Raw genomic sequence first — 24,998 nt, forward strand, 5'->3', positions numbered from 1 at the left:
ACGCCATCAGGATCGCCCGGTCCGAGCAGCACTCGGCCCGGGTACCGCAAGACCCCGGAATGGATGGTGGTCCCCGGTCAAGCAGCTGCGATCCCCCCGCACCCCCCTCTGCCGGGCCGGGTAGCGGAAAACAGAAGGTCGGCACAGCAGTAGGGCCGACAGATGGTGTTCAATTTCCTTCGGGGCCCTGGTGCCGTACGGCACCAGGGCCCCTCGACGCGTTGCACAGCGAGGTGACATGACATCGGACAACCCCCTGAATGATCGTCTGGACGACGACGACTACCCCGCGTACACCATGGGCCGGGCGGCCGAGATGCTCGGCGCCACCCCGGCCTTCCTGCGGGCCATCGGTGAGGCCCGTCTGATCACTCCGCTCCGCTCGGAGGGAGGACATCGCCGGTACTCCCGCTACCAACTGCGGATCGCCGCGCGCGCCCGCGAGCTCGTCGACAAGGGGACTCCGATCGAAGCGGCGTGCCGCATCGTCATCCTCGAGGACCAGCTCGAGGAAGCGCAGCGCATCAACGCCGAGTACCGCCGTGCCGCCGGCGACTCGGCGGCCAGTGCCGGCTCCGGCTGAACACGTGGGCTCGGGCCGCGATCTGAACACCGCCTCGCGGCCGAAGGAGAGCACGCCCCGGAAAGCGGCCGGTCCGCTGCGGCCGTTCTGCCGTCGAGATCATTCCCTGGACCCCCGACAGCGCGGCCGAGCGCGATGCCGTTCGTGCGCGTGGTCCGTCCGGCCGTCGTCGTGACCCGCGCCACCCCAGGCCGCCGACCCGGAGATCGCCGGCCGTCCGGTCCGTTCCGGCGCCACGGCCGGTGCGACCGCGGGCGGGAATCTGTCACGGCGGAACCACATTCGCGTACCCGTCGGCGTTAGTGTGTCGCACGAGGCAGACGAGCGCCGGCCCTGCGCGGCGCGGGTGCGAGGCCCGCCCTGATTCCCGCCGTGCCCCCGGAACGAAGGTGCCATGCCCGTCGACAGCTCGCCCGCCGCCGGAAACCTCGACGACGACGACTATCCCGCCTACACGATGGGCCGGGCCGCCGACGTGCTCGGGACCACCGCCGCCTTCCTGCGGGCCGTCGGCGAGGCCGGGCTCATCACGCCCCTGCGTTCGGGAGGCGGCCACCGCCGGTACTCCCGCCGCCAGTTGCGCGTGGCCGCGCGGGCCCGTGAGCTGGTCGACCAGGGCACTCCGATGGAGGCCGCGTGCCGCATCGTCTCCCTGGAGAACCAGCTCGACCACGCCCTGCGGCTGAACCGGGAAATGAGCCGGAAGCTGGACGGGCACGGCGCGGATATCTAGTTCCGCCAGTACAGGATTACGGGCCGCGGGGGGCGAGAACTGCCGGACGCTCCGGAAATTGCGCCGTTGCCGTGACCGGTACCTGTGTTAGCGTGATAGCGGTTGCAGTTTTGGTTGCCGGAGATTTTTCTTTGCACTGCTTTCCGGATCCTTCCGGAGGGGTGATCATCGCGGCGACTCGGTTCCGTAAAGTGCGGGCCCGAACACTGCCCCTCTAGGGAGACTTAATATGGCATCTGGCACCGTGAAGTGGTTCAACGCGGAAAAGGGCTTCGGCTTCATCGAGCAGGACGGCGGCGGCGCCGACGTGTTCGCCCACTACTCGAACATCGCCACCACCGGCTTCCGCGAGCTTCAGGAAGGCCAGAAGGTGACCTTCGACGTCACGCAGGGCCAGAAGGGCCCGCAGGCCGAGAACATCGTTCCCGCCTGACGCGTACGCGCATCGCCGCGAGCCGATGGCTCGCGCGGCATGTGGCCGAGGCCCGCACCCTTGAGGTGCGGGCCTCGGCTCGTTCGCGTGTCCTTTTCCGTGTCACCGGTCCAGGGCGTCGGCCATGGTCGACTGCCAGTACGTCACCTGGACCGAGTCGTCCACGTACACGCCCTTCGCCGGGAGCGACGGATGGGCGGCGGCGGTGGCACCCGTGTCGAAGTAGACCTCGAGGGACTTGGCCGTGTAGCCGTGCGAGCCGCTGCCGTCCCCGGCCGACAGGAGGACGCCGGCGTAGCCCGACTCGCCGGGGGCCAGCGTGACCACCGCCTGCGGCTTGGAGTCCTCGAAGACCGGCGGGACGGACTGGGCCTCACCGAACCGGACCGCCGGGTAGTAGAGGAGGTCGCAGTTCTTCGAGCCGGTGTTGGTGACGGTGAGCAGAAGGTGGTTCAGCGGGCGGGAGACCTGGGTGGCCGTCGTCCGGGTGGAGGTGACGGAGCAGCGGGCTGGGGTGGACCCCGAGCCCGTGGAACCCGACGAGCCCTTGGCGCCCGCCGAGCCCTTGGTCCCGCCGGCGCCCGTCGATCCGGCGGAGCCGGCCGACCCGGAGGACCCCTTGGAGCCCGACGAGCCGCCGGAGCCCGTGGCGCCGCTCGAGTCGGCCGCCCCGCCGGCCGATCCGTCGGCGGTTCCGTCGGTGGTTCCCTCGCTCGCCCCGGACGACGACGTGGCCGCGGCCGTGGGCGTCGCCGTGGACGCGGTCCGCGAGGAGGCGCCCTCGTCGCGGACGTCCTGTCCGTCGTCGCACGCCGTGAGGCTCAGCGTCACGGCGGCGAGTGCGGAAGCGAACATCAGGCGGCTGCGGCGGGTGCGAGCGGACATGTGATCCCCCTTGTGCGGAACGGGTGTTGGCGCGGCCCGCTCGACCGGATGCCGGGAGCGGCGTGCTTGGATGGCCCCAGCCTGTGCGGTGGTCCGTCCCGGCCGCCAGGACTGCCGGCGCATCCGGGACGCTGGAACGCCCGCGACGACTCTGACCTGGGGAGATGACCTTCCCCTGGAACGGGGGTCCGGGACGCGTGGAGAGGACGGGACGGTGACGGGGGACGATTTCCCTGAGCTGCTGGGCCGGTTGAAGGAACGGTCCGGACTTAGTTACGGGGTGCTCGGGAAGCGGCTGCACACGAGTGCGTCCACGCTTCACCGGTACGTCAACGGGGACGCCGTGCCCACGGACTACGCGCCCGTGGAACGGTTCGCGCGCGTGTGCAGGGCGACACCCGAGGAGCTGGTGGAACTGCACCGGCGGTGGATCCTCGCGGACGCCCGGCGCAGGCAGCGGGCGAGCGGGACCGCGGCGGGGGCGGGGACAGGAGCAGCGGTGGAGGACGGGACCGCAACGGCGGGAGATGGGGCGGCGTCCGGGACACCCATCGGGGCCGGGGCGGAGGAACCCGCCTCACCCACCCTGGCCGACGCAACGGCGTCCCCCTCACCCACGGCCGAAGCAGCGTCCGGGGCGCCCAGCGGGACCCGGGCGGGACTCCCCTCGCCCGACCAGGCCGAAGCGGTGGCCCCCGTGTCGCCCGCAGGGGCAGGCGGACCGCCGGTGGCAGGAGCGGCGGTGGCCGGGGCCGGGGCCGGCGGTGGTCCGCGGAGTTCGGGGCAACGCCCCGCCCCGGCCGCGCGGCGGCGCGCCGTCGTTCTCGCCGGGGTCGGCGTGGCCGCCGCCCTGGTGTCGGCCGCGCTCGCGGCGAACCTCCTGTCCGGTCGGGACCACGGTCTCCCGGCCGGCGCCCCGTCCACCGGAGCGGTGGATCACCGCCCCGCCGAAACGAGCCCCAGCGCCTCTAAGACGGCCGATGCGAAGGGCGGTTCGGCCTCGCCGTCCGCCTCGCGCGGCGGGAGCCCCTCGGCCTCGGCGCCCGCGTCCGGCTCCGCCGCCCGTGGCGGCGACGCCGGCCCGGCGCGGGGCGGCGGCTCCGAGGACGGGGCCGGTGCGCCCGCCGTCGCCGTCAATCCGTACAAGTGGGAGGACCCGTGCAGCCAGCACTACCTGGTCGACCAGCAGCCCGAACAGGTGCCCCCGCCGCCCGGTGAGCCGGACGCGCGCGGGTGGGTGACCGCGCTGGGCGGGGTGGCCGGCGGGGAGCAGATGCTCGCCCTGACGGTGCAGGGGACCGGGCGGGCCACCGTGGTCCTGGAGGACCTGCACGTGCGGGTGGTGGAGAAGAGCGCGCCGCTCGCCTGGAACGACTTCGCGATGGGCGTCGGATGCGGCGGTGGCGTCGGGACCGCGGCGTTCGGGGTGGACCTGGACGCCGGGCGGCCCGCGCTCTCCCCGAAGGCCGGTCAGCGCGACTTCCCGTACAAGGTGAGCGAGTCCGACCCCGAGGTCTTCTACGTCTTCGCGGACGCGCGGGCGCACAACGTGAGCTGGTACCTGGAGCTGGACTGGTCCAGCGGCGACCGCCACGGCACCGTGCGGATCGACGACGAAGGCAGACCCTTCCGGACCAGCGGGAACCTCGGCCGCCCCGCCTACAGCCATCCCCTCGGCTCGTCCGAGTGGGGGCCCGCCCAGCCGGGGTGACGGCGGGCCCCTGCGAGGTGCCGGACGGCCCTTGCGGGGTATGCGCTCTTCTTCGCCGCCGGGACCAATCCGCCGCCTCTCCGGGACCGGATTACGTCCGGAGATGTCGCAACCGCGGAGGCCCTTGGTGAGAGAAGCCGTGTACATCGGCGCTAACCGCTCGTCGGAACCCGATCTGGAGGAGCTGGTGGGCCGCGTCGCCCTGGGCGACGAGGACGCGTTCGCCTCCGTCTACGACGCCGTGGCCGGCCCCGTCCTCGGGGTCGTGCAGGCCGTGCTGCGCGATCCGGCCCAGTCGGAGGAAGTTGCGCAGGAGGTGCTGGTGGAGGTGTGGCGGACCGCGCCCCGCTACCGGCCCGAGATCGGGACGGCCCGCAACTGGGTCCTCACGCTCGCACACCGCCGGGCGGTGGACCGGGTGCGCTCGGTGGAGGCCGCGGCGGTCCGGGACCACAAGGCCGCCCTGCTGGCGCGGACGCCCGAGTTCGACGAGGTAACCGAACAGGTCGAGGCCCGGCTGGAGCGGGAGCAGGTGCGCCGGTGCCTGCGCACGCTGACCGAGATCCAGCGGCAGGCCGTCACGCTCGCCTACTACCGGGGCCTGACCTACCGTCAGGTCGCGGAGGCGCTCACCCTTCCTCTCGGCACGGCCAAGACCCGGCTGCGGGACGGTCTGATCCGGCTGCGCGACTGCCTGGGGGTGACCGCGTGAACTCGCCCGCCGACCTGCACCGAATGACCGGTGCCTACGCGCTGCACGCCCTGTCCGACGAGGAGAGCTCCGCGTTCGAACGACACCTGGCGGGCTGCGAGTCGTGTGCGCAGGAGACGGCCGAGCTGTCCGCCACGGCGGCCCGACTGGGCCTCGCCGCCACCGTGACGCCGTCCCCGGCCCTGCGGGGGCAGGTCCTGCGCCGGATCTCCTCGGTCCGGCAGGTGCCGCCCGGCACGGTCGGCGTCCGTGCGGGCCGGGCCGGAAAGCGGGCGCGGCCGCTGCCCCGGTGGGCCCTCGCCGCATGTCTCGCGGCGGCCGCCGGCCTCGGCGGTACGACGGTGTGGCAGCACCAGCGGGCCGAGGACGCCGTGCGCCAGGCGCGTGCCACCCGGCAGGGCAGCGCCGAGATCGCCGCCGTGCTGGCGGCGCCCGACGCGCGGGTCCGGGCTGCCGCCCTGGGCGACGGCGCGACCGGCAGCGTCGTCGTGTCCAGGGAACGCAACAGGGCGGTCTTCGTCGTCTCCAGGATGGCCCGGCCCGCGGGAGGCAAGGTCTACCAGCTCTGGTTCGACGACGCCGGGACGATGCGGTCGGCCGGCCTCATGGATCCCGGCCGCACCGACCAGGCCGTGCTGCTGCGCGGCGGTGTGGACGGCGCCTCGGGCATGGGGGTCACCGTGGAGCCGGCGGGCGGCTCCGCCAGGCCGACCTCCACACCGGTCGCACTGCTGGGGCTCCCTGCCTGAACGCCGGTCGGGGGCGGTGCCCGGGCGAGCGCCCGGAAAACGGTGTGCCTGGGAGGCGCCCGGGCGGGTGACCGGGAAGCGGTACGTCGGGGCGGTGCCCGGGCGAGCGCCCGGAAAACGGTGTGCCGCCCCCGGTCAGATCAGGCCCGTCACCGTCACGGTCACGGTCACCCGGTCGGCGGGGCGGCCCGGGGACAGTGCGGCCAGGTGCGTCTGGACGGCGGTGCGGACGGCGCGGGCCACGTCCACCGTCCGGTCCCGGCGCGAGGCCACCAGCTGGACGTCGACGTGCCAGCCGCCGGGGCCGGGCGTCAGACGGACCCCGGCGGCCGGCCGGCGGCCGGTGCCCGGGCCGGACCACGCCGAGCGGAGCCGGGCGGCGAGACCCGGCTTGAGGAAGGCCACGCCGGGCACGCCCGCCACGACCCTGGCGACGTCCTCGCCGAGCATGTCGTGCGCGGTGTGCGCGATGTGCGCGGTCATGGGGTTCGCCCTTCCTGAGCGTCCGGCGCGGTGTCGACAAGGTCGGTGACGCGGATGTCCACGGCCGCCATGACCATCCCCAGGTCCCGGCCGGCGGTGTCCCGCACCCGTCGGCGTACCCGCTCCGCGAGCTCGGGCAGGCCGGCGCCGGCCGGGGCGTGGATGTCGAGGCGGATCTCGACGGCGCCGGTGTCCGGGCCGGCGGCGGGCGCGAGGCGGCAGGAGCCCGCGCGTACGCCCTCGACCGTCTCGGCCGCCTCGCGCAGCGCGCAGGCCGCGACGGCCTCCGTGATCCACAGGTCCTCGTCCGGTTCGCCCAGGGGAAGGGGCCGGCCCGGCCGCAGCTCCAGGCGGACGAGGTCCATGACGCGCCGGGTCAGCGGCCCGGCGTCGTACCCGGAGGTGTCCGGGGTCTCCTCCCGCAGCCCGCGTACGGCCGTCTCCAGCTCGTCGAGTTCCCGTACGGCCCGGCGGCAGTGCGGGCAGCCGGTCCGGTGGGGGTCGTCCGTCCGCCGTTCCCAGTCGTCCCAGACCCGGGACAGCCGCCGTCCGCACGGCAGGAGTTCGTCGTCGCCGTCGGCTTGCGCGCCGTCGGGCGGGTCGGTGCGGGTGGTCATCGCCAGGCCCCCAGTGCTCGTGTAAGGCAGCGTCGCGCGCGGAAGACGCGGGCCCGGACGGCCTCCTGGCTGAGGCCGACCGCCTCCGCGATGAACGCGTAGGACCGGCCGTCCAGTTCCCTCAGCACCCAGCAGGTGCGCTGTTCCGCGGAGAGGAGGTCGAGCGCCTCCCGCAGTTCGCGGACGGCGTCGCGGGACTCCGCGAGGCGCTCGGGGGAGGTGGTGTGCTCGGCCGCCGGCACCTCCCCGGCCGCCTCCAGCGGCGCCACCGGCCGGCGGGACCGCAGCACGTTCAGGCAGCGGTTGGTGACGATGCGGTACATCCACGTCCCGAAGGCCGCGCGGCCCTGGAACTCCGGCAACCGGCGCCAGGCGCTCAGGAAGGCGTCCTGCACCGCGTCCTCCGCCTCCGCCGGTGTGCCCAGCAGCCGTGTGGCCAGCCGGATCAGGGCGGGTGCGTGACGCTGCACGAGCACCGCGAAGGCGTCCTCGTCGCCCTCCGCGGCCCGGACGGTCAGCAGGACGTCGTCCGAGGCGCCCCCGACGTCGGGCGGCACGGTCGGTGTGCGGGCCCCCGCCACTGGGCGGCTCCTCTCGTCCGGTCTCTGCGGGTTGGACACCTGTACGCCGTGCCCGTTACGCACGACTTCTTCGGCGGCGGGGCGCAGGCGGATGCACCGGCGGCGGGACGCGGGGGAGCTCGGGGCAGTCCATTTCTTTTTCATCCGTAGCGGCGCGGCACGCGGATTGGTGCGGAAAAAAGATTCATCCGATCGGGAGAACGGCCAATCCGGGGACCCGCCGGGACCGGATTCCCCACGTGACCGAGGACGAGAAGAAAAGGCGCGGGCTTCCGGGGCCGCTTCGGGTCGCGGCGGGCGCGCTCGCCGGGGCCGTGGCGGGCTTCGCCTCGCTCGCGCTGGCCGAGCTGGTGTCGGCGGCGGTCCGTCCGCAGGCGGGGCCGGTCGTCGCGGTGGGCGGGGCGGCGATCGACCGCGCCCCCGCCGCCGTGAAGGACTGGGCCGTCCGGAATTTCGGGACCGACGACAAACTGGTTCTGGAAATCGGAATTCTGGCGGTGCTGACGATTTCCGCGTCGGCCCTCGGAATCGCCGCGCTGCGCTTCCGGCGGACCGGCGCGGCGGGGGTCGTGCTGTTCGGCGTGGCCGGTGCGCTGGCCGCGACCGGCCGGCCCGACTCGCGCGGCCTTGCCGACGCCCTGCCGTCGCTCGTGGGCGCGGGCGCCGGAGCGGCGGTGCTCCTCGTCCTCGCGGGCCGGCTCGCGTGGCGGGAACCCGTGCCCGCCGGTGACCCGGATCCGGGCGGAGGGTCCGGTGCGGGTTCCGGCCGGGACTGGGACCGGCGCGGGTTCGTGGTCACCGCCGCGGCCGCCGCGGTGGCCTCCGCCGGGACCGGAGCGCTCGGCCGGTCGCTGAACGGTGCGAGCGGCGGTGACGCGGTCGCCTCCCGCGACCGGCTGGTACTGCCGGCGCCCGGCTCGCCGGCGGACGCCGTTCCCCGGGGCGCCGGTCTGCGGATCCCCGGTGTGAGCCCCTTCATCACGCCCAACGGCTCCTTCTACCGGGTCGACACCGCGCTGGTGGTCCCGAAGGTGGACGCGGCGAGCTGGCGGCTGCGGGTGCACGGCAGGGGCGTGTCCCGGCCGGCCGTCCTCTCCTTCGACGATCTCCTCCGCCGCGGCCTGGTCGAACGCGACATCACCCTCACCTGTGTGTCCAACGAGGTCGGTGGTCCCTACGTGGGCACCGCCCGCTGGACCGGCGTCCGGCTGGCCGGCGTCCTGGCCGAGTGCGGGGTGCGGCCGCCGTCACGCGGCGGACCGGCGGACCAGCTGGTGGCCCGCTCGGTGGACGGCATGACCCTCGGCAGCCCGGTCGAGGACGTCATGGACGGACGGGACGCGCTGCTCGCCGTCGGCATGAACGGGGAGCCGCTGCCGTTCGAACACGGCTTCCCGGTCCGGATGGTGGTGCCGGGGCTCTACGGGTTCGTCTCCGCCTGCAAGTGGGTCACGGAGCTGGAGCTGACCACCTTCGACTCCTACGACCCCTACTGGGTGAAGCGCGGCTGGGCCCGCGAGGCACCCGTCAAGACCCAGTCCCGGATCGACACCCCCAGGCCCTTCGCACGGCCCGCGGCCGGCCCCGTCATGGTCGCGGGGGTCGCCTGGGCCCAGCACCGCGGCATCGGCGGGGTCGAGGTCCGGGTCGACGACGGCCCCTGGCAGGAGGCCCGGCTCGCCGCCGAGGACAGCCGTGACACCTGGCGGCAGTGGTCCTTCCCCTGGCAGGCCACCAAAGGCGGTCACACGCTCACCGTGCGCGCCGCCGACCGCTCCGGCCGGGTGCAGAGCGCACGACGCACCCGGACCGTCCCCGACGGCGCCAGTGGATGGCACTCCGTCGTGGTCACCGTCGAGTGACCTCCCCGACCACCTTTTCCCCCTCAGACAGGCAGCTCGGGCTGCCACCACCGACAGGAGAGATCCGATGAACACCCGTATCCGCCGTACCGCCGTGACCCTGGCCGCCGCGGCCGTCCTGCCGCTCGCGCTCAGCGCCTGTTCCGACGGCGGCAGCGACTCCGGCAAGTCGGGCTCCGCGCCGAAGACGTCGATGCCGGCGTCGGCGTCGGCCGGCGCCGCGGGCGGCTCCGCCTCGGCCATGGACGAGCCGTTCGGACCCGCCTGCTCCTCGGTGCCCAAGGAGGGCGCCGGCTCCTTCGACGGCATGGCCAAGGACCCGGTGGCCACCGCCGCCTCCAACAACCCGGCGCTGTCCACGCTGGTCTCCGCCGTGAAGAAGGCCGGTCTGGTCGACACGCTCAACAACGCGCGGGACATCACCGTGTTCGCGCCGACCGACGACGCCTTCAAGAAGCTCCCCAAGGCCACCCTGGACAAGGTCCTGGCCGACAAGGCCCAGCTGACGAAGATCCTCACCTACCACGTCGTCGGCCGCAGGCTCGCGCCCAAGGACCTGGAGAACGGCTCCTTCCCCACCCTGGAGAAGTCGAAGCTGGTCACGTCCGGCTCAGGTGAGTCCTACACCGTCAACGACTCCTCGAAGGTCGTCTGCGGCGGCGTCAGGACCGCCAACGCCAACGTGTACATCGTCGACACCGTGTTGATGCCGTCCTCCTGACGGTGCGTCGGACGGGGGCCGGGACCGCGTGGTCCCGGCCCCCGTCCGCGTTCCGCCGGATCCCGCCGGGAAATCCGCGTCACAAAGACGGCCGGGGCGGGTCCCAAGAGACACAGGCACCACGAGAACGAGCCGGGGCAGGAAGGACAGCACCATGACCACGCAGAGCACGGCCGCCGTCAGGGACACCCTCACGACCGGGGCCGGCGTGAGGACCGAGGGCACCACGGCCCTCGCCGGCGGCGCCACCGGCGCGGACCAGCCGCCCGCGCACCGCGGCCGGACGTCGATCGCCGACCTCGTCGTCGTGAAGGTGGCGGGCATCGCCGCCCGGGAGATCCCGGGCGTCCACGACATGGGCGGCGGGCTGTCGCGCACCATCGGCGCCGTCCGCGACCGGGTCCCCGGCGGCCGGCCCAACGTGGGCCGCGGCGTCAAGGTCGAAGTGGGTGAACGGCAGACGGCCGTGGACCTGGACCTGGTCGTCGAGTACGGCTTCCCCATCACCGACGTGGCCCGGGACGTGCGCGAGAACGTGATCGCGGCGGTGGAACGCATCACCGGCCTCGAGGTCGTCGAGGTGAACATCACCGTCAACGACGTCCGGCTGCCCGACGACGAGGAGCCCTCCGCGGGCGCCGAGGCCCGCGTGGAATAGCGGTCACGGGGCATGCGCAGGCGGCAGCGGATCCGGTCGGGAGGTGGACGGGCGTGAACGCACCGTTCGTAGGGATGATGGCGGGGATGGCACTGGCGTTCGCCGGGTACTTCGGCGGGTTCGCCGCGTTCCTGCTGGTGGCCGCGCTCGGCGGGGCCGGCTGGGCGGCGGGCCGCTGGGTCGCGGGCGGCGGGGGCGTCCAGGAGCTGCGGGACGTGTTCGATCGGAGCCGCCGATGACCGCCGCCGCCCGGCGGGGCACCACGACGGTCGCCGACCGGGCCGTGCGCAGGATCGCCGAGCGGGCGGCCGGCGAGGCGCTCCGGGGCAGGCCCGGCGCGCGGACCAGGAAGAGCGCGGCGTCCGTGCGAGGGCGCCGGGCCCGGGTGGCCCTCGGTGTGGCGCTCCCCTATCCCGCGCCCCTGACGGAGACGGTCCGCGGTGTCCAGGAGCATGTGGCTTCCCGTACAAGGGAGTTGACCGGGCTCGACGTGCCCACGGCACGGGTCGAGGTCACCGCGCTCGGCCCCGCGACGGCCGGCGCGGACCCGGTGGCCGCGGACGGCGGGAGCGCACCGCAGGCCGCTCCCCCGGACCGCACGCCCCGGCGGCTGTGGTCCGGGCGCAGGCTGCCGGCGGCCGGGGCGGCCGCCGCGGCGGCCCTGGTCTGCGGCGCCCTGACCGCCGACCTGGTGCGGGTGCGCGGCACGCACCGGCCGGCCTCCGCCTGGCGGGTCGCCGCGGTGCACTGGCTGTCGGGGCACGGGCCGGGCGACACGTCCGTGGTGGCCGCGGGCGCGCTCACGGCCCTGCTCGGAGCGTGGCTGACCGTCCTCGCCGTCACGCCCGGGCTGCGCCGCCGGGCGACCGTGCGCACCCCGGCGCCGCGGGTCGTGGCGGCGGTGGACCGCTCGGCCGTCGAGTCCCTGGTCCATGACGCGGTGACCGCGGTGGCCGGCGTCGGCCGGGCACGGGTCCGGGTGCGCCGCCGCCGGGTGACCGTGCGGGCCGGGCTGCTGTCCGGGGAGCTCGCCGGTGCGCGGGCCGCCGTCACGGCCGCGGCCGGCGGGGCCCTGACGTCCTGCGGGTTGCGCCGTGTGCCGCGGTTGCGGGTGAGGGTCGCTCAGGAGGCCGCTCCGGGTGTCGTCCCGCCGCCCCCGGCGCCGGACCCGGAGGAGGCCGGAGCCGGTGCCGCCGCCCTGGGCGGCGTCGTGGAGGGGAAGGTGTGATGCGCCGGACCCGCACCCTCGTCAACCGGTCGGCCCTCGGTGTCGCCGGCCTCGTGCTTCTGCCGGTGGGCGCCTGGCTCTCGGTGACCGGCACGTCCGTCGCGCGGTGGCTGCCGTCGTGGTGGCCCGTGCCGTCCGGCGGCGTCCTGCTGGACCCGGACCGGCTGGACCGGCTGCGCGGCGAGGACTGGTGGCCGTTCTCCGTCCTCGGCGCCGCGGCGGTCCTGACCGCCGTCCTCGCCTGGTGGTTCCTCGCCCAGCTCCGCTCGGGCCCGGCCGGAGCGCTGCCGCTGGGCGTGCCGGGCGGCTCGGTGCGTGCCGGAGCCCTCGCGGAGGCGCTGGCGCTGCGCGCGGCCGGGGTCCCCGGGGTCGCCCGCGGCCGCGCCCGCGTGGTGTGCCGGCCGCGGCGCCGCCTGGACGTGAGGCTGCGCGTCTGGCTGGGCCCGGGCACCGCACCGGCCGACGTGCTCGCGGCGCTGTGCGCCGTGACGGCGGAGGCGGAGCGGTCGGCCGCGCCGTACACCGCGCACACCCGCCTGCGCATCAGCGCCGTCCCGCACCGGACGCCCCGTGTCCGCTGACCCGTTGCCCGGCGGGGCGGACCGCCGTGCCGTGTGCGCCCGCCCGGCCGCCGCGTGGTGGCCGGCGCTGCGGCGCACGCCGGTGTCCCTGTGGAACGACGACATCTCGGACTACGCGGCCGCGCTGACGTACTACGCGATCCTGGCGCTGTTGCCCGCCATGCTCGTCACCGTGCCGGCGTTCGCCCTCTTCAGCCCGGACACCGCGCGGTCCTTCGTCACGCACGTCACCGCGTACGCGCCCGCCGAGTCCGCCGCGCCCCTGCACGCCGCCCTCTCCCGCATGCTGGGCGCCGACGGCGGCGCATGGCCGCTGATGGCGGCCGGTACCGCGAGCGCGCTGTGGTCCGCCTCCAGCTACCTCGCCGTCTTCCGCCGCGCCCTGCACCTCATGCACCGGGTGGAGGACCGGCGCTCGCCCTGGCGCAGGGCGCACCGCATCGTCCTCACCGCCCTCGCGCTGCTCGCCCTGCTGCTGGCCGGCTCCCTCGCGCTGCTGCTCACCGGCCCGCTGGCCGAGGCCGCCGGGCGGGTGCTGGGCCTGGGCACCGGCGTGGCCTGGGCGTGGAGCGTGCTGCGCGGGCCGCTGCTGCTGTGCCTGGTGGCGCTGCTCGTCGTGGTCGTCTTCCACACCGGCCCGGCCGAGGTCCGCCGGCGCGGGCACAGTGTGCCCGGCGGCGTCCTGGCGGCCGTCCTGTGGCTCGTCGCCTCGGCGGGGTTCGCCTTCTACGCCTCCACCCTGGGCACGTACAGCAGGCTCTACGGCTCGCTCGCCGGTGTCGTGGTCTTCCTCGTCTGGCTGTGGCTGTCCAACCTGGCCCTGCTCACCGGCGCGCAGTTCACCGCGGAACTCGGCAAGGAACCCATCGCCCGCCGCGGCGGCGGCAGGCCTCCGGAGACCCCGCACTGAGCCGGAGACGGGCCGGCGGGGCCGGCGGGACCGGGCGGACGTGCGGCGCCGGGTCCGGAGGGGCCTAGGCCCGGGCGGTGAACCGCCGGCGCACCAGGACGAGGGCGGTCCAGCCGGCCAGCGTCACCGCGCCGCCCAGTGCGGGCCACCGGCCGCCGGCCGGGATGCCGAAGGCCGCCAGGGCGGCGCCGGACATGGCGACGGCCGCCGCCGCGGACTCGGCGCGCAGCCGGCGGGCCGGGCGGGTGCCCGCCGAGGGCCCGATGAGCCGCCGGCCCAGGAGCGCCTGCGTGGCGTTGAGCACGGCCAGCAGGGCCGCCAGGGCGCCGAGGGACACGAACAGCATGGACACGCCATGAAGCTACACCGGCCGCCCGGCCCGTCCGGCCCGCGCCCCGGCGCGCCACCCGCCGGGCCGGTCAGCCACCGGACGGAGAGGGCCCGGAGGGCGTGTCGCGGGTGTCGGCGGACGTCGCAGAGCGGCGGCGGTCCCGGCGGATCAGCACGGCGGTGGAGAAGGCCACGAGCAGCGCCGCGGTGGCCGGCGGTATCAGGAATGACGTGATCATCGAGCCTCCCGGGTGCGGCGTTCGCGGCCTTCTGCCCGGCCCAGCGGCGCGGCCTGCACGGGCGGCACGTCCGACGGCGTCCGTCTCCGGCCCGGTGCCGGACACCTGCCGGTGTCCGGCACCGGAGCCGTCCGTGGTGCTCCCCGCGCCCCATGCTGCCCTGTCCGCACCGTCCGGCGCATTGCCGGTTCCCGGCAAAGTTCACTAGGGTCTGCATGCCGGTGGGCCGCTGAGGGACCGTCACCGGGGCGTGGGAGTGCGGGGGGACGGCGTGGCGGAGCGGGAGATCCCGGAGCGGTACCTGGAGGGCTACGCACCGATCCTGGCCGAGGTGGCGGCCACCGGGCGGCGCCTCACCCGCCCCGAGCTGGAGTCCCGGCGCGCTCTGGGGGAACAGGCCGCCGAGGCCGGGTACGGCCTGCGCGCCCTGGTCGGCGCCCACCTCGCCGCCGCCCGGGCCGCCTGGCCGCGCTCGCCCGGCTCCGCCGACAGCGCCCTGGCCGCCGTGCAGCAGGCGGTGGACGCCTTCGCCGAGGGGTACGAACGCGCCCAGCGGCTCGCCGTGCGCCAGGAGGAGGCGGCGCGGCGGGAGTTCATCGACGACCTGCTCTTCGGCCGCAGCGATCTGGGCAGGCTCGCCGAACGCGCGGAACGCTTCGGCCTGCGGCTGTCCCACGCCCACGCCGTGGCCGTCGCCCAGGGCCCCGTCGGCTACGACGAGGGCGACGCGGTGCCCCGGCAGGTGGAGCGTGCGCTGCTGGCCCGCTTCGGCCACCGTGACGTCCTGCTGACCACGAAGGACGGCCGGCTGCTGTGCATCGCCCCCGGCCACGAGGACGAGATCCTGCCCTGTTTCGCCGAGCAGGCGCACACCGCGACCGGCGGCGGGCGGGTCGCCGTCGGCCGCCCGCAGCCCGGCCCCGGCGGGGTGGTCCAGTCGTACGAAGAGGCCCTGAAAGCGCTGGAGATGGCCGAGCGCCTCGGTCTCGACGCCCCCGTGCTGTACGCGGCCGACCTGCTCGTCTATCCGGTTCTCGCCCGTGACCGGCAGGCCCTGGCCGACCTGGTGCTAGGCGCTCTCGGCCCGCTCACGGCCGCCCGCGGCGGTGCGCGGCCGCTGCTGGACACCCTCACCGCGTACTTCGACTCCGGCTGTGTCGCCGCCGAGGCGGCCCGCCGGCTGTCGCTGAGCGTGCGGGCCACGACCTACCGCCTCGACCGCATCCGCCGGCTCACCGGCGCCGATCTCGCGGACCCGGCCCACCGCTACATGCTGCAGACCGCCACGATCGGCGCCCGGCTGCTGGACTGGCCCGCGACCGAGCTGTGACGAGCGGCGGCCGGCGGCCGGCCCGAGTCAACGGCCGGCGGCCGGTGCGGGCGCCCGGGCCGCCGGGGCGCCCGTCCCGTGGTGCGGTCAGACGGCCGCCTCGACCGCCGGGTCCCGCCGGGCCGGCTGCGGCACGACGCGGCGGCGCCGGCCCGGGACGCCGAGGGTCGGATGGGTGACGGACCAGGCCGCGCCCTTGCAGACCAGCTCCTTGTAGACGGCGGCGAACCGGCCGGTCAGGGCCGCCCGGACGGACCGGTCGTCGGCCGTGACGTACTGGATCAGGCCCTCCCGGCGGCCCAGCGAGACGCACTGGTTGAAGTAGCGCAGCGGCACGTCGGGAAGTCCGCCGCCGGTCAGCCGGGCCACGACGGCGTCGGCGGCCTGCCAGGCGGAAGGCACGCCGGAGGCGCACGACATGCGCAGCGGCTTGCCGCCGGGGCCCATCGCCAGAGCGGCGTCGCCGATGGCGTACACGTCCGGGTGGGAGACCGAGCGCATGGTGCCGTCGACCACGATCCGGCCGGTGTCGGTGACCTCCAGGGTGGTGGCCTTCGCGATCGGGTGGACGGCGAAGCCGGTGGTCCACACGGTGACCGCCGCCGGGATGGCCCCGCCGTCGGCCGTCAGCACCCGGTCGGCCTCGACGGCGGTGACGGCGGCGTTCTCGTGCGCCGTGATGCCGAGCCGGCCGAAGACCTCGCGCAGGTGGCGGCGGCCCTTGGGGGAGAGCCAGTCGCCGAGCCCGCCGCGGGCGGCGAGGGCGACGTCGAGGTCCGGGCGGGCCTCGGCGATCTCGGTCGCGGCCTCCAGGCCGGTGAGGCCGCCGCCGACCACGACCACGGGCTGCCCGGCGCCCAGGCCGGCCAGCCGCTCGCGCAGCCGGAGCGCGCCGGGCCGGCCGGCGATCTCGTGCGCGTGCTCGGCGGTGCCGGGGACGCCCTGGTCGTTCCAGCCGCTGCCGAGGGCGTACACGAGGGTGTCGTAGGCCAGTTCCCCGGCGCCGTCCGCGCTCTCGACGGCCACCGTCCGGCGGTCGGCGTCGACGCCGGTGACCCGGGCGGTCCGCAACTCCACGCCCGTGCCCGCGAAGATCTCGCCGAGGGGCCGGGGCCGCAGGTCCTGGCCGGCCGCGAGCTGGTGCATCCGGATGCGCTCGACGAAGTCGGGCTCGGCGTTGACGAGGGTGACGGCGACCTCCTCGCGGCGCAGCCGCCTGGCGAGGCGTCCGGCGGCGATGGCCCCGGCGTATCCGGCTCCGAGGACGACGATGCGGTGCTGCATGTCCTGCTCCTGTCTTCAGCGGATTCGCCCCTTGAACCGGGCGGCCCGCCGTTTCCTGACAGATACGCGACGTGAAGCAGGTCACACCCGGCTCAGAAGGGCCTGAGCCGGGGTTCTGGGTGGTCGGTGGCCGCCCAGCGCCTGGTCGCGCGTTCCAGCTTGTCGGGGTTGACCTGGCTGCGGAGCGCGGCGATGCCGTCGGCGGTGATCTCCATGCACAGCACGCCGATGACCCGGCCGTCCACGACGACCAGGACGGCCGGGCCGCCGTTGGCCGTCGTGACGTGGATCTCGGGCGAGCCGCCGACCAGCTTGCGCTGGGCCGTGCCGGGCTTGAACAGGCCGCGCATGAACTTCGCGACCGCGAGCGCGCCCTCGAACGCCTTGGCGCGGGCCGGCACCTTCCCGCCGCCGTCGCCGATCGCGAAGGCGTCCTCCGTGAGCAGCCGCACGAGCGGCTCGGTCCGGCCGCTGGTGGCGGCCGCGAGGAACTCCTCCACCACCCGCCGGGCGGCCGCCCCGTCGATCTCCGCCCGGGCCCTGCCCGCGGCGAGGTGCTTCCTGGCCCGGTGCAGGATCTGCTGGCTCGCGGCCTCGGTGAGGTCGAGGATCTCGGCGATCTCCCGGTGCGCGTAGTCGAACGCCTCGCGCAGCACGTACACGGCCCGCTCGTTGGGGGACAGCCGTTCCAGCAGGGTGAGGACGGCGTACGAGAGCGACTCGCGCTGCTCGGCGGTGTCGGCGGGGCCGAGCATCGGGTCTCCGGCGAGCAGCGGCTCGGGGAGCCACTGGCCCACGTACGTCTCGCGGCGCGCGCGGGCCGAGGTGAGCTGGGTGAGGCACAGGTTGGTGAGCACCTTCGTCAGCCAGGCCTCGGGGACCTGGATGCGGCCGACGTCGGCGGCCTGCCAGCGCAGGAACGTCTCCTGCACGGCGTCCTCCGCCTCGCTCGCCGAGCCGAGCAGGCGGTAGGCGATGGCCTCCAGGCGGGGCCTGGACGACTCGAACCGGTCCACGTCGTGCACGGTCAGCGCCATGGACCCGGATCCTAGCCCGTGCCGTCGCGGGGGCGCCCGGGTAATCACGGCTCCGCGGCGCCGGTGACCGGCGGCGGGGGGCCGGACCGGCCCCCCGCCGGGGATCGGGGGCGGGGGCCGGACCGGCCCCCGCCCTCCTCAGGCCGCGCGCTTCCCGCGCCCGCCGGTCCGGTCCTGGAGTTCGATGGCCACCGGCGCGGCCACGAAGACCGAGGACCAGGTGCCCACGACGAGGCCGATGAGCAGGGCGAGGGCGAAGTCGGTGAGGGAGTCCCCGCCGAGCACGGCCAGGGCGGTGAGGATGAGGGCGGCTCCCATGCCGGTGTTGACCGTACGGGGCACCGTCTGCAGGATCGCCTGGTTCGTGATCCGGGGCAGCGGGGCGGTGCGATGGCGCCGGCGCAGTTCCCGGATGCGGTCGAAGACGACGACGGAGTCGTTCACCGAGTAGCCGATGACGGTGAGCAGGGCGGCGAGGAACACGCCGTCCACCGGCTTGCCGAGCCAGGCGAACACGCCCAGCAGGACCAGCACGTCGTGGGCGAGGGCGCTGACCGCCGCGGTGCCGAGCACCCAGCGGAAGCGGGCCGCCAGGTACAGCAGCTGCGCGCCCAGGGCGAGCGCCAGGGCGATCAGGGCGTTGCGGCGCAGCTCCTCGCCGAGGCTGGGGCCGATCAGCTCGTCGCGGACCCGGTCCGCCCCGCCCGCGACGGCGTCGACCGTGCGGGTGACCTCCGCCGCCTGGGCGTCGGAGAGCGCTCCGGTGCGGACGGTCAGCCGGTCGTCCCCGGAGGACTGCACGACCGCCCGGGGGAAGCCCGCGTCGGCGAGCGCGGCGCGGGCCTTGTCCGGGTCGACCGGGGCACTGGTGGTGTACTCGGCCAGCCGTCCGCCGGTGAACTCGACGCCGAGGTCCAGGCCGCGCAGCGCGATGCCGGCCCCGGCGAGCACCAGGAGCACGGCGGACCCGGCCAGCCAGCGGCGGGGGCGGCGCATCAGCTGCGGGTCGCGGCGCAGCAGGCGGTCGCGGACCGGGCCGGTGGTGGCGATGCCGCTGAGGTGCGGGCGGTTGCGCAGCCACGGCCGGGACGCGGCGTGGTCGGCGAGCACCCGGGTGATGAGCAGGGCGCTGACCATGGAGGCGAGGACGCCGATGCCGAGGGTGACACCGAAACCGCGGACGGGTCCCGAGGCGAGGAAGAAGAGCAGCGCCGCCGCGATCAGGGTGGTGATGTTGGAGTCGGCGATCGCGCTGAAGGCGTTGCGGAAGCCGGCGGTCAGCGACGAGCGCGGGGTGGGGCGCTGACGGGCGGCGTGTTCCTCCCGGGCGCGCTCGAACACCAGCACGTTGGCGTCCACCGCCATGCCGATCGCCAGGACGAACCCGGCGAGGCCCGGCAGGGTGAGGGTGGCGCCGAGGGCGGCCAGGGCGGCGTAGGAGATGAGGCCGTAGCAGAGCAGGGCGAGGGCCGCGAGCATGCCCATCACCCGGTAGACGGCGATCACGAACAGCGAGGTCAGGACGGTGCCGATGACGGCCGCCCAGGTGCTGGCCGCGATGGCCTCGGCGCCCAGGGTGGGGCCGACGGTGCGCTGCTCCACCGTCTCCACGGCCACCGGCAGGGCGCCGCCCTTGATGAGCAGGGCCAGTTCGCGGGCCTCGGTGTCGTCGAACGAACCGGTGATCTGCGTGGAGCCGGCAGTGATGCCCGTGCCGCACGCGATCGAGGGGGCGACCTCGGGCGACGAGATGATTTTGTCGTCGAGGACGATCGCGACACGGCGGCCGGGGTCGCCCACCGGCTTGCAGGCGGCCTCCCCGGTCAGCCGGGCCCATTCGGCGCGGCCGGCGCCGCCGAAGTCGACGGTGATGTGCCATCCGGCGCCGGACTCCTGGTCGAAGCGGGCGGCGGCGTCCTTGACCTGCTGCCCGGTCAGGGCGGCGGCCCGCAGGCGCAGTCGCTCGCCCGACGCGTCGGACAGGACCCGCTCCCCGGCCCGCTCCGTGCCGTCGGTGGCGGTGCCGGCGACCGGGTGGATGGTGAGCTGCGCGGTGCGGCCGAGCACCTCGGCCGCCTGCTTCGGGTCCCGCACGCCGGGGAGTTCGACGATGATCCGGTCCTCACCGGAGCGGACGAGGGTGGGTTCGGCGACGCCGAGCGCGTCCACGCGGCCGCGCAGCACCTCCAGGGTGCGGTCGGTGGCCTCGCGGTCGGCGGTGGCGGTCGGGGTGGAACGCGTCTGGAGCACGATCTGGGTCCCGCCGCGCAGATCGAGTCCGAGACGGATCGGCACGGTGAGGGCGATGTACAACGACACGGCGATCACGGTGAGGGCGAGCAGTGCCCTCACCCGGGCGGAGCGGATCAACACGGGCCTCCGGCGGGCATGCCAGGGCTGCGGCCGTGCGGCCGCGGCGGATGGCACGGACGAATGGATGAATGTGGGGGGACGGGCTGGACGGTGGATCGGGCTGGACGGGTGAGTGACCGACGGACGGCGCCCCGGGGCGCGGGGCCCGGGGCGCCGGCACGCGCGGGTACGAGACGCGGGCCGCCGCGGCCGGCGCCGATGTGAGGCGCGGGCCGCCACGGACGCCGCTCGCCGGCCTGAGACGCGGGGCGCGGTGGACGCCGGTGTCAGGCGGGGCTCGTGGCGGGCGCCGCTGTCAGACGCGAGCCGTGACAGGCCCGCCGTCAGCGCGAGCCGTGACAGAAGTCGCTGCCGCCAGACGCGAGCCGTGACAGGCCCCGCTCTCAGCGCGAGCCGTGACAGAAACCGCTGCCGGACGCGAGCCGTGGCGGGCGTCGCTTTCTGTCATGGGCCGCGGCGGGCGCGGGCCAAGGCAGGCGGCGGTCTCAGGCGCGGGCCGTGGCGGGCGGTGCCCGGCCGTGATCAGTCGCCGCCTGGTCCGACCAGGAGGAGCTGTCCCGCTCGGGGCCTTCGGCCCGTCCGCCGCCGGGCTGGAGCGGTGCCGTAACGGGCACGGCACCGGTGAGCGGTCCGGGCGGTGCCGGACGCTCCCCGTGGCCCTCGTGCCCGACAGCCGCCCGGGCGGGCCGGACACCGGCCCACGGCTCATCGGCGAGCGGAACGGCACGACTGTCGTCGGCGGGGTGTGAGCCGGGGGCGGCCTCACCGCCTTCGCGGGCCTCAAGAGGTGCGGTAAGGGAGGCGCTGGAAGCGAGGTCGGGGACGGGGGCGCGATGCTCACCGGCCGTCCGCGGGCCCGGGGCGGGCGTGACGCCCGGCTGGGCATCGAGGCGAACGGTCGGAGCGGGAGTGGGGACGGGGGCGCGATGGTCTCCGGCCGTCCGCGGGCCCGGGGCGGGCGTGACGCCTGGCTGGGCATCGAGGCGAACGGTCGGAGCGGAGGTGGGGACGGGGGCGCGATGGTGACCAGTCGCCTGCGGGCCGGACGTGGGCACGACGGCGGGGAAGGCGTCGGCTGCGGGAGTGGCCGGTGGGGCGGGGCGGACCGGGGACAGGGGGCCGGCGAGCAGGGTCAGGATCGTGAGGGCGAGCAGGGCCGGGATCGTGAGGGCGAGCAGGGCCGGGATCGTCAGGAGGCGGGCCGACGCGCGCAGGGCCGGGACCGGGATCGTCAGGAGGCGGGCCGGCGCGCGCAGGGGAGTACGTGGTGCTGGGCGCATGCGCCGGCCTCCTTTCATGGCGGTCACGGTGGTGGGGGCCCGGGCCCCGGCCGGGGAGTGGCGGCCGGGACTCCGGGCGGTCGGTGAGCCGGGGTCAGGGTTCGACCAGGCCGGCGCGGATGGCGTAACGGGTGAGTTCGAGGCGGTCGTGCAGGCCGAGCTTCTGCAGCAGGTTGGCGCGGTGGCGCTGCACGGTCTTGACGCTGATGAAGAGGATCTCGGCGATCTCCTTGGAGGAGTGCCCCTCCGCGACCAGCTTGAGGACCTCCTCCTCGCGCGGGGTGAGGATCTGGTCCGGCGTCTCCTCGCCGTGCCGCACCCGGTCGAGGTAGTTGCGGATGAGGGCGGTGACCGCGCCGGGGTACAGGAAGGGCTCGTCGCGCATCGCGGCCCGGCAGGCGGCGACCAGGTCCCGGTCGGCGACGGACTTCAGCACGTACCCCGAGGCTCCGGCCTTCAGGGCCTGGAAGAAGTACTGCTCGTTGTCGTGCATCGTGAGCATCAGCACGCGCAGCCCCGGTTTCAGCGCGATCAGCTCGCGGGTGGCCTGCAGTCCGGTCAGCCGGGGCATGGCGATGTCCAGCACGGCGAGGTCGACGTCGTGGGTGCGGGCCATCGCGATGGCCTCCGCGCCGTCGCCCGCCTCGGCGACCACCTCCAGGTCGGGCTCCTGGTCGAGGATGAGCCGCACCCCACGCCGGACCAGCGCGTGGTCGTCGGCGAGGAGGATGCGGATCGGGGTGGCTGCGGACATGGTCACGGCTGCTTCCTGGGAACGGGTGCGGTGAGCCGCACCTGGGTGCCCGCACCGGGCGCGGAGGTGATGTCGAGACGGGCCCCGATGAGCAGCGCCCGCTCGCGCATGCCGCGGATGCCGGCGCCCTCGCGGGCGGCCTCGATGCCGCAGCCGTCGTCGGTGACGGCCAGCTCCACCGTGTCCCCGGCGTGGTGCAGGGCCACGACGACGCGTTCGGCCTCCGCGTGCCGGGCGGCGTTGGTCAGGCCCTCCTGGGCGACCCGGTAGAAGACCAGCTCGGTCTCCGGCTCCAGGGCGGGCAGGTCGGCGTCGAACCGGCGCTGCACCTGCAGCCCGGTGTGCGCGGCGAAGTCCTCGGTGAGCGAGGTCAGCGCGCTGACCAGGCCGAGGTCGTCCAGCACCCCGGGCCGCAGCCGGCGCACCAGGCGGCGCACCTCGTCCAGGCTCTCGCGGGTGATCTCCTGCATCTGGTGGAGTTCTCCGCGCAGCGGCTCACCGGCCTGGTCGGCGGCCCGTTTCAGGGAGAGCAGGATCGCGGTCATGCTCTGCCCCACCTCATCGTGCAGTTCCTGCGCGATACGGCGGCGTTCGGCCTCCTGCGCGAACAGGGCGCGGGCGCTGCTGGTGGCGCGTTCCTGCTCCAGCCGCTCCAGCATCGCGTTGAACGCGCGGATCAGCTCGGCGACCTCGCCGCCGCCGTGGGCGGGCAGCCGCTGGCCGGGGCGGAGCAGGTCCACGGTGGTCATCAGCTTCGTCAGCCGGTCGAGCGGGGCCAGACCCCAGCGCAGCAGGCCCGCGTTGGCGACCAGCATCACCACCAGGCCGCCCAGCAGGATCACGGCCTCGGTCAGCACGACCGGGACGGAGACGGTCACCGGAGCCCACAGCAGCAGGGCCGTGGCCGAACCGAGCACCACGGCGTTGAGTCCGAAGATCCGCCAGAACAGGGTCACCGGGACGTACGCCTCCTTCCGAGATGCGGCCTTCCTCCACTGTCGGGCATCGAGCCCCCGGGGCGGGCCGCTGCCCTGGCCGCCCCCAGCCTGCCCGTCGCCCGCGCGCCGGATCGATGGGGCGCGCGGCCCATTTTCTCCGCCGCCGTCCACCCATCCACCACCCGGGTAGAGCCCGTGACGCTCGGTAAATGGGGTCTGCGCCCGATGGGCAGGGGCGGCCGGGACGGCGAGGGTCGAGTCAGTGACCCGGACCGGCCCGTCCGGGGCCGGGAACCGCCCGGCACCGACGACCGACCGAGACCGAGAGAGGGACGCACCATGTCGATCGACACCACTCCCGCCGATGGCCACCTGCGGAGCCTCACCGCCCACGAGGCCCGCCAGCGCCTGGAACACGCGCGCAGCGCCCGGCTGGTGCAGCTCGAGGCGGTGAACGAGAACGGGCAGCCGGCGGACGACCAGCTCATGTCCGCGCAGCGGACCGCCATCGAGCGGGTGCTTAAGGAGATCGACGACGCCTTCGCCCGGGTCGCGGCGGGCACCTACGGGACCTGCGAGAACTGCGGCAAGCCGGTGCCCGTGGAACGGCTGGAGATCCTTCCCTACACCCGCTACTGCGTCGGCTGCCGGCGCGTGGCCCCCTGACCGACGCTCCGCTCCCGACTTTCGCATTCCGCTCTGCCCGAGGGGTGAAGTGGTGACCCACCAGACCATCGGCGACCCGGGGACGCACGGCACCGATCCGCGCGTTCCGGCGAGGCACGCCCCGTACCGACACCTGTCGCCCGAGGATCTCGCCGCGCTGCGCGAGATCCTCCTCGAGCAGCGGCTGTTCCGCCAGGAGCAGCTCGTGCAGATCGCGTCCGCCGTCCCGTCGCGCGCCGACGACCTGCTGCGGCAGGGCGCCGCCGGGCAGGTCGAGGTGCACGTCAAGCTCGCCGCCTCCGCCCGCATGGTCCTCACCGACGTGATCGCCGCGCTCGAGCGCATGGACCAGGGGCGCTACGGCGCCTGCCACCTGTGCCGGCGCCCCATCGACCGCGAGCGGCTGCTGATAGTGCCGCAGGCCCGCTACTGCGCGCGCTGCCAGCAGGTACGGGAGGCCGGCCGATGACCGTCGTCCCGCGCCTCGGCGTCACCGGGCACCGGCCCTGGCCCCGGTGCCGGAAGTGCTGCGGCGTCGCCCTGGACCTGGGCAGCGCCCGCACCCGCGCCTGGATCGCCGGCCGTGGGCTCGTCCTCGACGTGCCCACGGTCACCTTCCCGGGCGCGGGCGCGCTCCACCCCGTCCAGCGGGGCACCATCGTCGACACCCCCGGCTGCGCGAGGATGCTGGAACGCCTGCTCGGCAACCGGCTGCCGCGCCTCACCCGGCCCCTGGTCATCGTCACCGCGCCGGTCCTGGACGGCGTCGCCTACCGGGACGCGGCCCGCACCGCCGTGAGCGTGCTGCGCCCGCACGGCGTGCTGACCGTACCCAGCGCCCGGGCCGTCGCGCTGGCCGCCGGCGCCGACCAGAGCCGTCCCGTGCTCGTGGTGGACATCGGCGCCCACCTCACCGAGGTGGTGCTGCTGAGCGACGGCGCGGTCGTGGACGCCCGCCGCACCGCGCTGGGCACCGGCGACCTCGACACCGTGCCGCCCGCGGACCTCGGCGACGCGGTGACCGGCATGGTGACCGCGATGCTGCGGCAGGACCGCACCTCCACCACCCTCGACGCCCTGCGCCGCGGCCCCCTGCTGGCGGGCGGCGGCGCCCTGCGGCCCGAGATCACCCACCGGCTCACCGGACGGCTGGACGTGCCGCTGCGCGTCGTGCCGGCGCCGCACACCGCGGCGGTGCGCGGCGCCGCCCGGCTCCTCGAAGCGGCCCACCGCCACCCCGCCGCGATCGGGGCCGGCGCGCTGCTGCCGCCCGGCCCGCACCCCCGCTAGCCCGCCCTCCCGTGCGCCGTCCCAGCCGCC

General features: G+C 75.4%; 29 protein-coding genes. 17 read left to right on the plus strand and 12 right to left on the minus strand.

The window, feature by feature from the left end; genetic code table 11:
* Positions 1-238: 238 nt before the first annotated feature.
* The 3 genes from TNCT1_RS08155 to TNCT1_RS08165 all read left to right on the plus strand — a co-directional run bounded on the left by TNCT1_RS08155 (position 239) and on the right by TNCT1_RS08165 (position 1,749).
* A complete protein-coding gene (locus TNCT1_RS08155; protein ID WP_143629933.1) occupies positions 239-583 on the plus strand; it encodes a MerR family transcriptional regulator in 345 nt (114 codons plus the stop codon).
* 394 nt (positions 584-977) lie between these two features.
* Entirely contained in the window at positions 978-1,316 is a 339-nt protein-coding gene (locus tag TNCT1_RS08160; RefSeq protein ID WP_143629935.1) for a helix-turn-helix domain-containing protein, read from the plus strand.
* A 229-nt stretch (positions 1,317-1,545) separates the two neighbouring features.
* Positions 1,546-1,749 carry a cold-shock protein gene (locus tag TNCT1_RS08165; protein ID WP_030736617.1) on the plus strand — a complete coding sequence of 68 codons (204 nt, stop codon included), beginning with the start codon at positions 1,546-1,548 and terminating at the stop codon, positions 1,747-1,749.
* A 102-nt stretch (positions 1,750-1,851) separates the two neighbouring features.
* Here TNCT1_RS08165 and TNCT1_RS08170 read toward each other — a convergent pair whose 3' ends face one another.
* The gene (locus tag TNCT1_RS08170) at positions 1,852-2,634 is read right to left on the minus strand and encodes a DUF4232 domain-containing protein (RefSeq protein ID WP_143629938.1); all 783 of its coding nucleotides are present in this window, start codon (positions 2,632-2,634) and stop codon (positions 1,852-1,854) included.
* 214 nt (positions 2,635-2,848) lie between these two features.
* Between TNCT1_RS08170 and TNCT1_RS36895 the strand changes: the two genes are divergently transcribed.
* The 3 genes from TNCT1_RS36895 to TNCT1_RS08185 all read left to right on the plus strand — a co-directional run bounded on the left by TNCT1_RS36895 (position 2,849) and on the right by TNCT1_RS08185 (position 5,806).
* Positions 2,849-4,345, plus strand: a complete 1,497-nt coding sequence (locus tag TNCT1_RS36895) for a helix-turn-helix transcriptional regulator (protein WP_235902420.1) — start codon at positions 2,849-2,851, stop codon at positions 4,343-4,345.
* 127 nt (positions 4,346-4,472) lie between these two features.
* Positions 4,473-5,057 carry a sigma-70 family RNA polymerase sigma factor gene (locus TNCT1_RS08180; RefSeq protein WP_143629942.1) on the plus strand — a complete coding sequence of 195 codons (585 nt, stop codon included), beginning with the start codon at positions 4,473-4,475 and terminating at the stop codon, positions 5,055-5,057.
* Between the two features lie 23 nt (positions 5,058-5,080).
* Positions 5,081-5,806, plus strand: a complete 726-nt coding sequence (locus tag TNCT1_RS08185) for an anti-sigma factor domain-containing protein (RefSeq protein ID WP_143630436.1) — start codon at positions 5,081-5,083, stop codon at positions 5,804-5,806.
* Between the two features lie 135 nt (positions 5,807-5,941).
* Here the strand turns inward: TNCT1_RS08185 and TNCT1_RS08190 are convergent, their stop codons facing one another.
* Genes TNCT1_RS08190 through TNCT1_RS08200 form a run of 3 tightly spaced genes read right to left on the minus strand, consistent with a single transcriptional unit; the run spans position 5,942 to position 7,487 of the window.
* The gene (locus TNCT1_RS08190) at positions 5,942-6,289 is read right to left on the minus strand and encodes a hypothetical protein (protein WP_235902421.1); all 348 of its coding nucleotides are present in this window, start codon (positions 6,287-6,289) and stop codon (positions 5,942-5,944) included.
* The gene (locus tag TNCT1_RS08195; protein WP_143629944.1) at positions 6,286-6,906 is read right to left on the minus strand and encodes an Asp23/Gls24 family envelope stress response protein; all 621 of its coding nucleotides are present in this window, start codon (positions 6,904-6,906) and stop codon (positions 6,286-6,288) included. Before TNCT1_RS08195 ends, TNCT1_RS08190 begins: the two co-directional genes overlap by 4 nt.
* Positions 6,903-7,487 (minus strand): RNA polymerase sigma factor, encoded by a 585-nt coding sequence (locus tag TNCT1_RS08200; protein WP_143629946.1) that lies wholly within the window; start codon positions 7,485-7,487, stop codon positions 6,903-6,905. The genes TNCT1_RS08195 and TNCT1_RS08200 overlap by 4 nt, the downstream gene beginning before the upstream one ends.
* A 239-nt stretch (positions 7,488-7,726) precedes the next feature.
* On the opposite strand from TNCT1_RS08200, the gene TNCT1_RS08205 reads away from it, so the two are divergent.
* The 7 genes from TNCT1_RS08205 to TNCT1_RS08235 all read left to right on the plus strand — a co-directional run bounded on the left by TNCT1_RS08205 (position 7,727) and on the right by TNCT1_RS08235 (position 13,447).
* Positions 7,727-9,349, plus strand: a complete 1,623-nt coding sequence (locus tag TNCT1_RS08205) for a molybdopterin-dependent oxidoreductase (RefSeq protein WP_143629947.1) — start codon at positions 7,727-7,729, stop codon at positions 9,347-9,349.
* Between the two features lie 67 nt (positions 9,350-9,416).
* Positions 9,417-10,070: a fasciclin domain-containing protein gene (locus TNCT1_RS08210; RefSeq protein WP_143629949.1), complete on the plus strand. Its 654-nt coding sequence runs from the start codon at positions 9,417-9,419 to the stop codon at positions 10,068-10,070.
* A gap of 154 nt (positions 10,071-10,224) precedes the next feature.
* Positions 10,225-10,728, plus strand: coding sequence for an Asp23/Gls24 family envelope stress response protein (locus TNCT1_RS08215; protein ID WP_143629952.1), 504 nt, complete (start codon positions 10,225-10,227; stop codon positions 10,726-10,728).
* Between the two features lie 53 nt (positions 10,729-10,781).
* The gene (locus tag TNCT1_RS08220; RefSeq protein WP_143629954.1) at positions 10,782-10,967 is read left to right on the plus strand and encodes a hypothetical protein; all 186 of its coding nucleotides are present in this window, start codon (positions 10,782-10,784) and stop codon (positions 10,965-10,967) included.
* Positions 10,964-11,956 (plus strand): DUF6286 domain-containing protein, encoded by a 993-nt coding sequence (locus TNCT1_RS08225; RefSeq protein ID WP_143629956.1) that lies wholly within the window; start codon positions 10,964-10,966, stop codon positions 11,954-11,956. Before TNCT1_RS08220 ends, TNCT1_RS08225 begins: the two co-directional genes overlap by 4 nt.
* A complete protein-coding gene (locus TNCT1_RS08230) occupies positions 11,956-12,537 on the plus strand; it encodes a hypothetical protein (protein ID WP_143629958.1) in 582 nt (193 codons plus the stop codon). The genes TNCT1_RS08225 and TNCT1_RS08230 overlap by 1 nt, the downstream gene beginning before the upstream one ends.
* Positions 12,527-13,447 carry a YihY/virulence factor BrkB family protein gene (locus TNCT1_RS08235; RefSeq protein WP_143629960.1) on the plus strand — a complete coding sequence of 307 codons (921 nt, stop codon included), beginning with the start codon at positions 12,527-12,529 and terminating at the stop codon, positions 13,445-13,447. Before TNCT1_RS08230 ends, TNCT1_RS08235 begins: the two co-directional genes overlap by 11 nt.
* Positions 13,448-13,511: 64 nt before the next feature.
* Here the strand turns inward: TNCT1_RS08235 and TNCT1_RS08240 are convergent, their stop codons facing one another.
* Entirely contained in the window at positions 13,512-13,799 is a 288-nt protein-coding gene (locus TNCT1_RS08240; RefSeq protein ID WP_143629963.1) for a hypothetical protein, read from the minus strand.
* Positions 13,800-13,866: 67 nt separating this feature from the next.
* Positions 13,867-14,016 (minus strand): hypothetical protein, encoded by a 150-nt coding sequence (locus TNCT1_RS35495; RefSeq protein WP_160160380.1) that lies wholly within the window; start codon positions 14,014-14,016, stop codon positions 13,867-13,869.
* A gap of 271 nt (positions 14,017-14,287) precedes the next feature.
* On the opposite strand from TNCT1_RS35495, the gene TNCT1_RS08245 reads away from it, so the two are divergent.
* A complete protein-coding gene (locus TNCT1_RS08245) occupies positions 14,288-15,346 on the plus strand; it encodes a CdaR family transcriptional regulator (protein ID WP_143630438.1) in 1,059 nt (352 codons plus the stop codon).
* Between the two features lie 87 nt (positions 15,347-15,433).
* Here TNCT1_RS08245 and TNCT1_RS08250 read toward each other — a convergent pair whose 3' ends face one another.
* From TNCT1_RS08250 to TNCT1_RS08275, 6 genes are all read right to left on the minus strand, one after another.
* On the minus strand, positions 15,434-16,630 hold the full coding sequence (locus TNCT1_RS08250; RefSeq protein ID WP_143629964.1) for an NAD(P)/FAD-dependent oxidoreductase: 1,197 nt from the start codon (positions 16,628-16,630) through the stop codon (positions 15,434-15,436).
* Positions 16,631-16,722: 92 nt separating this feature from the next.
* On the minus strand, positions 16,723-17,667 hold the full coding sequence (locus TNCT1_RS08255) for an RNA polymerase sigma-70 factor (RefSeq protein WP_143629966.1): 945 nt from the start codon (positions 17,665-17,667) through the stop codon (positions 16,723-16,725).
* Positions 17,668-17,805: 138 nt separating this feature from the next.
* Positions 17,806-20,037: a protein translocase subunit SecD gene (gene secD, locus TNCT1_RS08260; protein ID WP_143629968.1), complete on the minus strand. Its 2,232-nt coding sequence runs from the start codon at positions 20,035-20,037 to the stop codon at positions 17,806-17,808.
* Between the two features lie 488 nt (positions 20,038-20,525).
* Entirely contained in the window at positions 20,526-21,320 is a 795-nt protein-coding gene (locus TNCT1_RS08265) for a hypothetical protein (RefSeq protein WP_143629970.1), read from the minus strand.
* Positions 21,321-21,414: 94 nt separating this feature from the next.
* The gene (locus tag TNCT1_RS08270; RefSeq protein WP_143630439.1) at positions 21,415-22,074 is read right to left on the minus strand and encodes a response regulator transcription factor; all 660 of its coding nucleotides are present in this window, start codon (positions 22,072-22,074) and stop codon (positions 21,415-21,417) included.
* A 2-nt stretch (positions 22,075-22,076) separates the two neighbouring features.
* Positions 22,077-23,030: a sensor histidine kinase gene (locus TNCT1_RS08275; protein ID WP_143629972.1), complete on the minus strand. Its 954-nt coding sequence runs from the start codon at positions 23,028-23,030 to the stop codon at positions 22,077-22,079.
* Between the two features lie 321 nt (positions 23,031-23,351).
* Here TNCT1_RS08275 and TNCT1_RS08280 point away from each other — a divergent pair, with 321 nt between their 5' ends.
* Genes TNCT1_RS08280 through TNCT1_RS08290 form a run of 3 tightly spaced genes read left to right on the plus strand, consistent with a single transcriptional unit; the run spans position 23,352 to position 24,968 of the window.
* Complete coding sequence (locus TNCT1_RS08280; protein ID WP_143629974.1) at positions 23,352-23,678, plus strand: TraR/DksA C4-type zinc finger protein; 327 nt, start codon at positions 23,352-23,354, stop codon at positions 23,676-23,678.
* A 49-nt stretch (positions 23,679-23,727) separates the two neighbouring features.
* Positions 23,728-24,147, plus strand: a complete 420-nt coding sequence (locus tag TNCT1_RS08285; protein WP_373920462.1) for a TraR/DksA family transcriptional regulator — start codon at positions 23,728-23,730, stop codon at positions 24,145-24,147.
* Positions 24,144-24,968: a rod shape-determining protein gene (locus TNCT1_RS08290; RefSeq protein WP_143629976.1), complete on the plus strand. Its 825-nt coding sequence runs from the start codon at positions 24,144-24,146 to the stop codon at positions 24,966-24,968. The genes TNCT1_RS08285 and TNCT1_RS08290 overlap by 4 nt, the downstream gene beginning before the upstream one ends.
* The last annotated feature ends 30 nt before the right edge of the window (positions 24,969-24,998 follow it).

The sequence above is a fragment of the Streptomyces sp. 1-11 genome (genome assembly GCF_007176755.1).
In the GTDB taxonomy this organism is placed as follows: domain Bacteria; phylum Actinomycetota; class Actinomycetes; order Streptomycetales; family Streptomycetaceae; genus Streptomyces.

What these genes read in the sequence shown, in the direction of transcription:
- TNCT1_RS08280 (WP_143629974.1), top strand. Translation starts at nt 23,352, where the DNA reads ATGTCGATCGACACCACTCCCGCCGATGGCCACCTGCGGAGCCTCACC.
- TNCT1_RS08160 (WP_143629935.1), top strand. Translation starts at nt 978, where the DNA reads ATGCCCGTCGACAGCTCGCCCGCCGCCGGAAACCTCGACGACGACGAC.
- TNCT1_RS08190 (WP_235902421.1), bottom strand. Translation starts at nt 6,289, where the DNA reads ATGACCGCGCACATCGCGCACACCGCGCACGACATGCTCGGCGAGGAC.
- TNCT1_RS08155 (WP_143629933.1), top strand. Translation starts at nt 239, where the DNA reads ATGACATCGGACAACCCCCTGAATGATCGTCTGGACGACGACGACTAC.
- TNCT1_RS08250 (WP_143629964.1), bottom strand. Translation starts at nt 16,630, where the DNA reads ATGCAGCACCGCATCGTCGTCCTCGGAGCCGGATACGCCGGGGCCATC.
- TNCT1_RS08215 (WP_143629952.1), top strand. Translation starts at nt 10,225, where the DNA reads ATGACCACGCAGAGCACGGCCGCCGTCAGGGACACCCTCACGACCGGG.
- TNCT1_RS08195 (WP_143629944.1), bottom strand. Translation starts at nt 6,906, where the DNA reads ATGACCACCCGCACCGACCCGCCCGACGGCGCGCAAGCCGACGGCGAC.
- TNCT1_RS35495 (WP_160160380.1), bottom strand. Translation starts at nt 14,016, where the DNA reads ATGATCACGTCATTCCTGATACCGCCGGCCACCGCGGCGCTGCTCGTG.
- TNCT1_RS08165 (WP_030736617.1), top strand. Translation starts at nt 1,546, where the DNA reads ATGGCATCTGGCACCGTGAAGTGGTTCAACGCGGAAAAGGGCTTCGGC.
- TNCT1_RS08290 (WP_143629976.1), top strand. Translation starts at nt 24,144, where the DNA reads ATGACCGTCGTCCCGCGCCTCGGCGTCACCGGGCACCGGCCCTGGCCC.
- TNCT1_RS08210 (WP_143629949.1), top strand. Translation starts at nt 9,417, where the DNA reads ATGAACACCCGTATCCGCCGTACCGCCGTGACCCTGGCCGCCGCGGCC.
- TNCT1_RS08170 (WP_143629938.1), bottom strand. Translation starts at nt 2,634, where the DNA reads ATGTCCGCTCGCACCCGCCGCAGCCGCCTGATGTTCGCTTCCGCACTC.
- TNCT1_RS08230 (WP_143629958.1), top strand. Translation starts at nt 11,956, where the DNA reads ATGCGCCGGACCCGCACCCTCGTCAACCGGTCGGCCCTCGGTGTCGCC.
- TNCT1_RS08185 (WP_143630436.1), top strand. Translation starts at nt 5,081, where the DNA reads ATGACCGGTGCCTACGCGCTGCACGCCCTGTCCGACGAGGAGAGCTCC.
- TNCT1_RS08225 (WP_143629956.1), top strand. Translation starts at nt 10,964, where the DNA reads ATGACCGCCGCCGCCCGGCGGGGCACCACGACGGTCGCCGACCGGGCC.
- TNCT1_RS08265 (WP_143629970.1), bottom strand. Translation starts at nt 21,320, where the DNA reads ATGCGCCCAGCACCACGTACTCCCCTGCGCGCGCCGGCCCGCCTCCTG.
- TNCT1_RS08270 (WP_143630439.1), bottom strand. Translation starts at nt 22,074, where the DNA reads ATGTCCGCAGCCACCCCGATCCGCATCCTCCTCGCCGACGACCACGCG.
- TNCT1_RS08255 (WP_143629966.1), bottom strand. Translation starts at nt 17,667, where the DNA reads ATGGCGCTGACCGTGCACGACGTGGACCGGTTCGAGTCGTCCAGGCCC.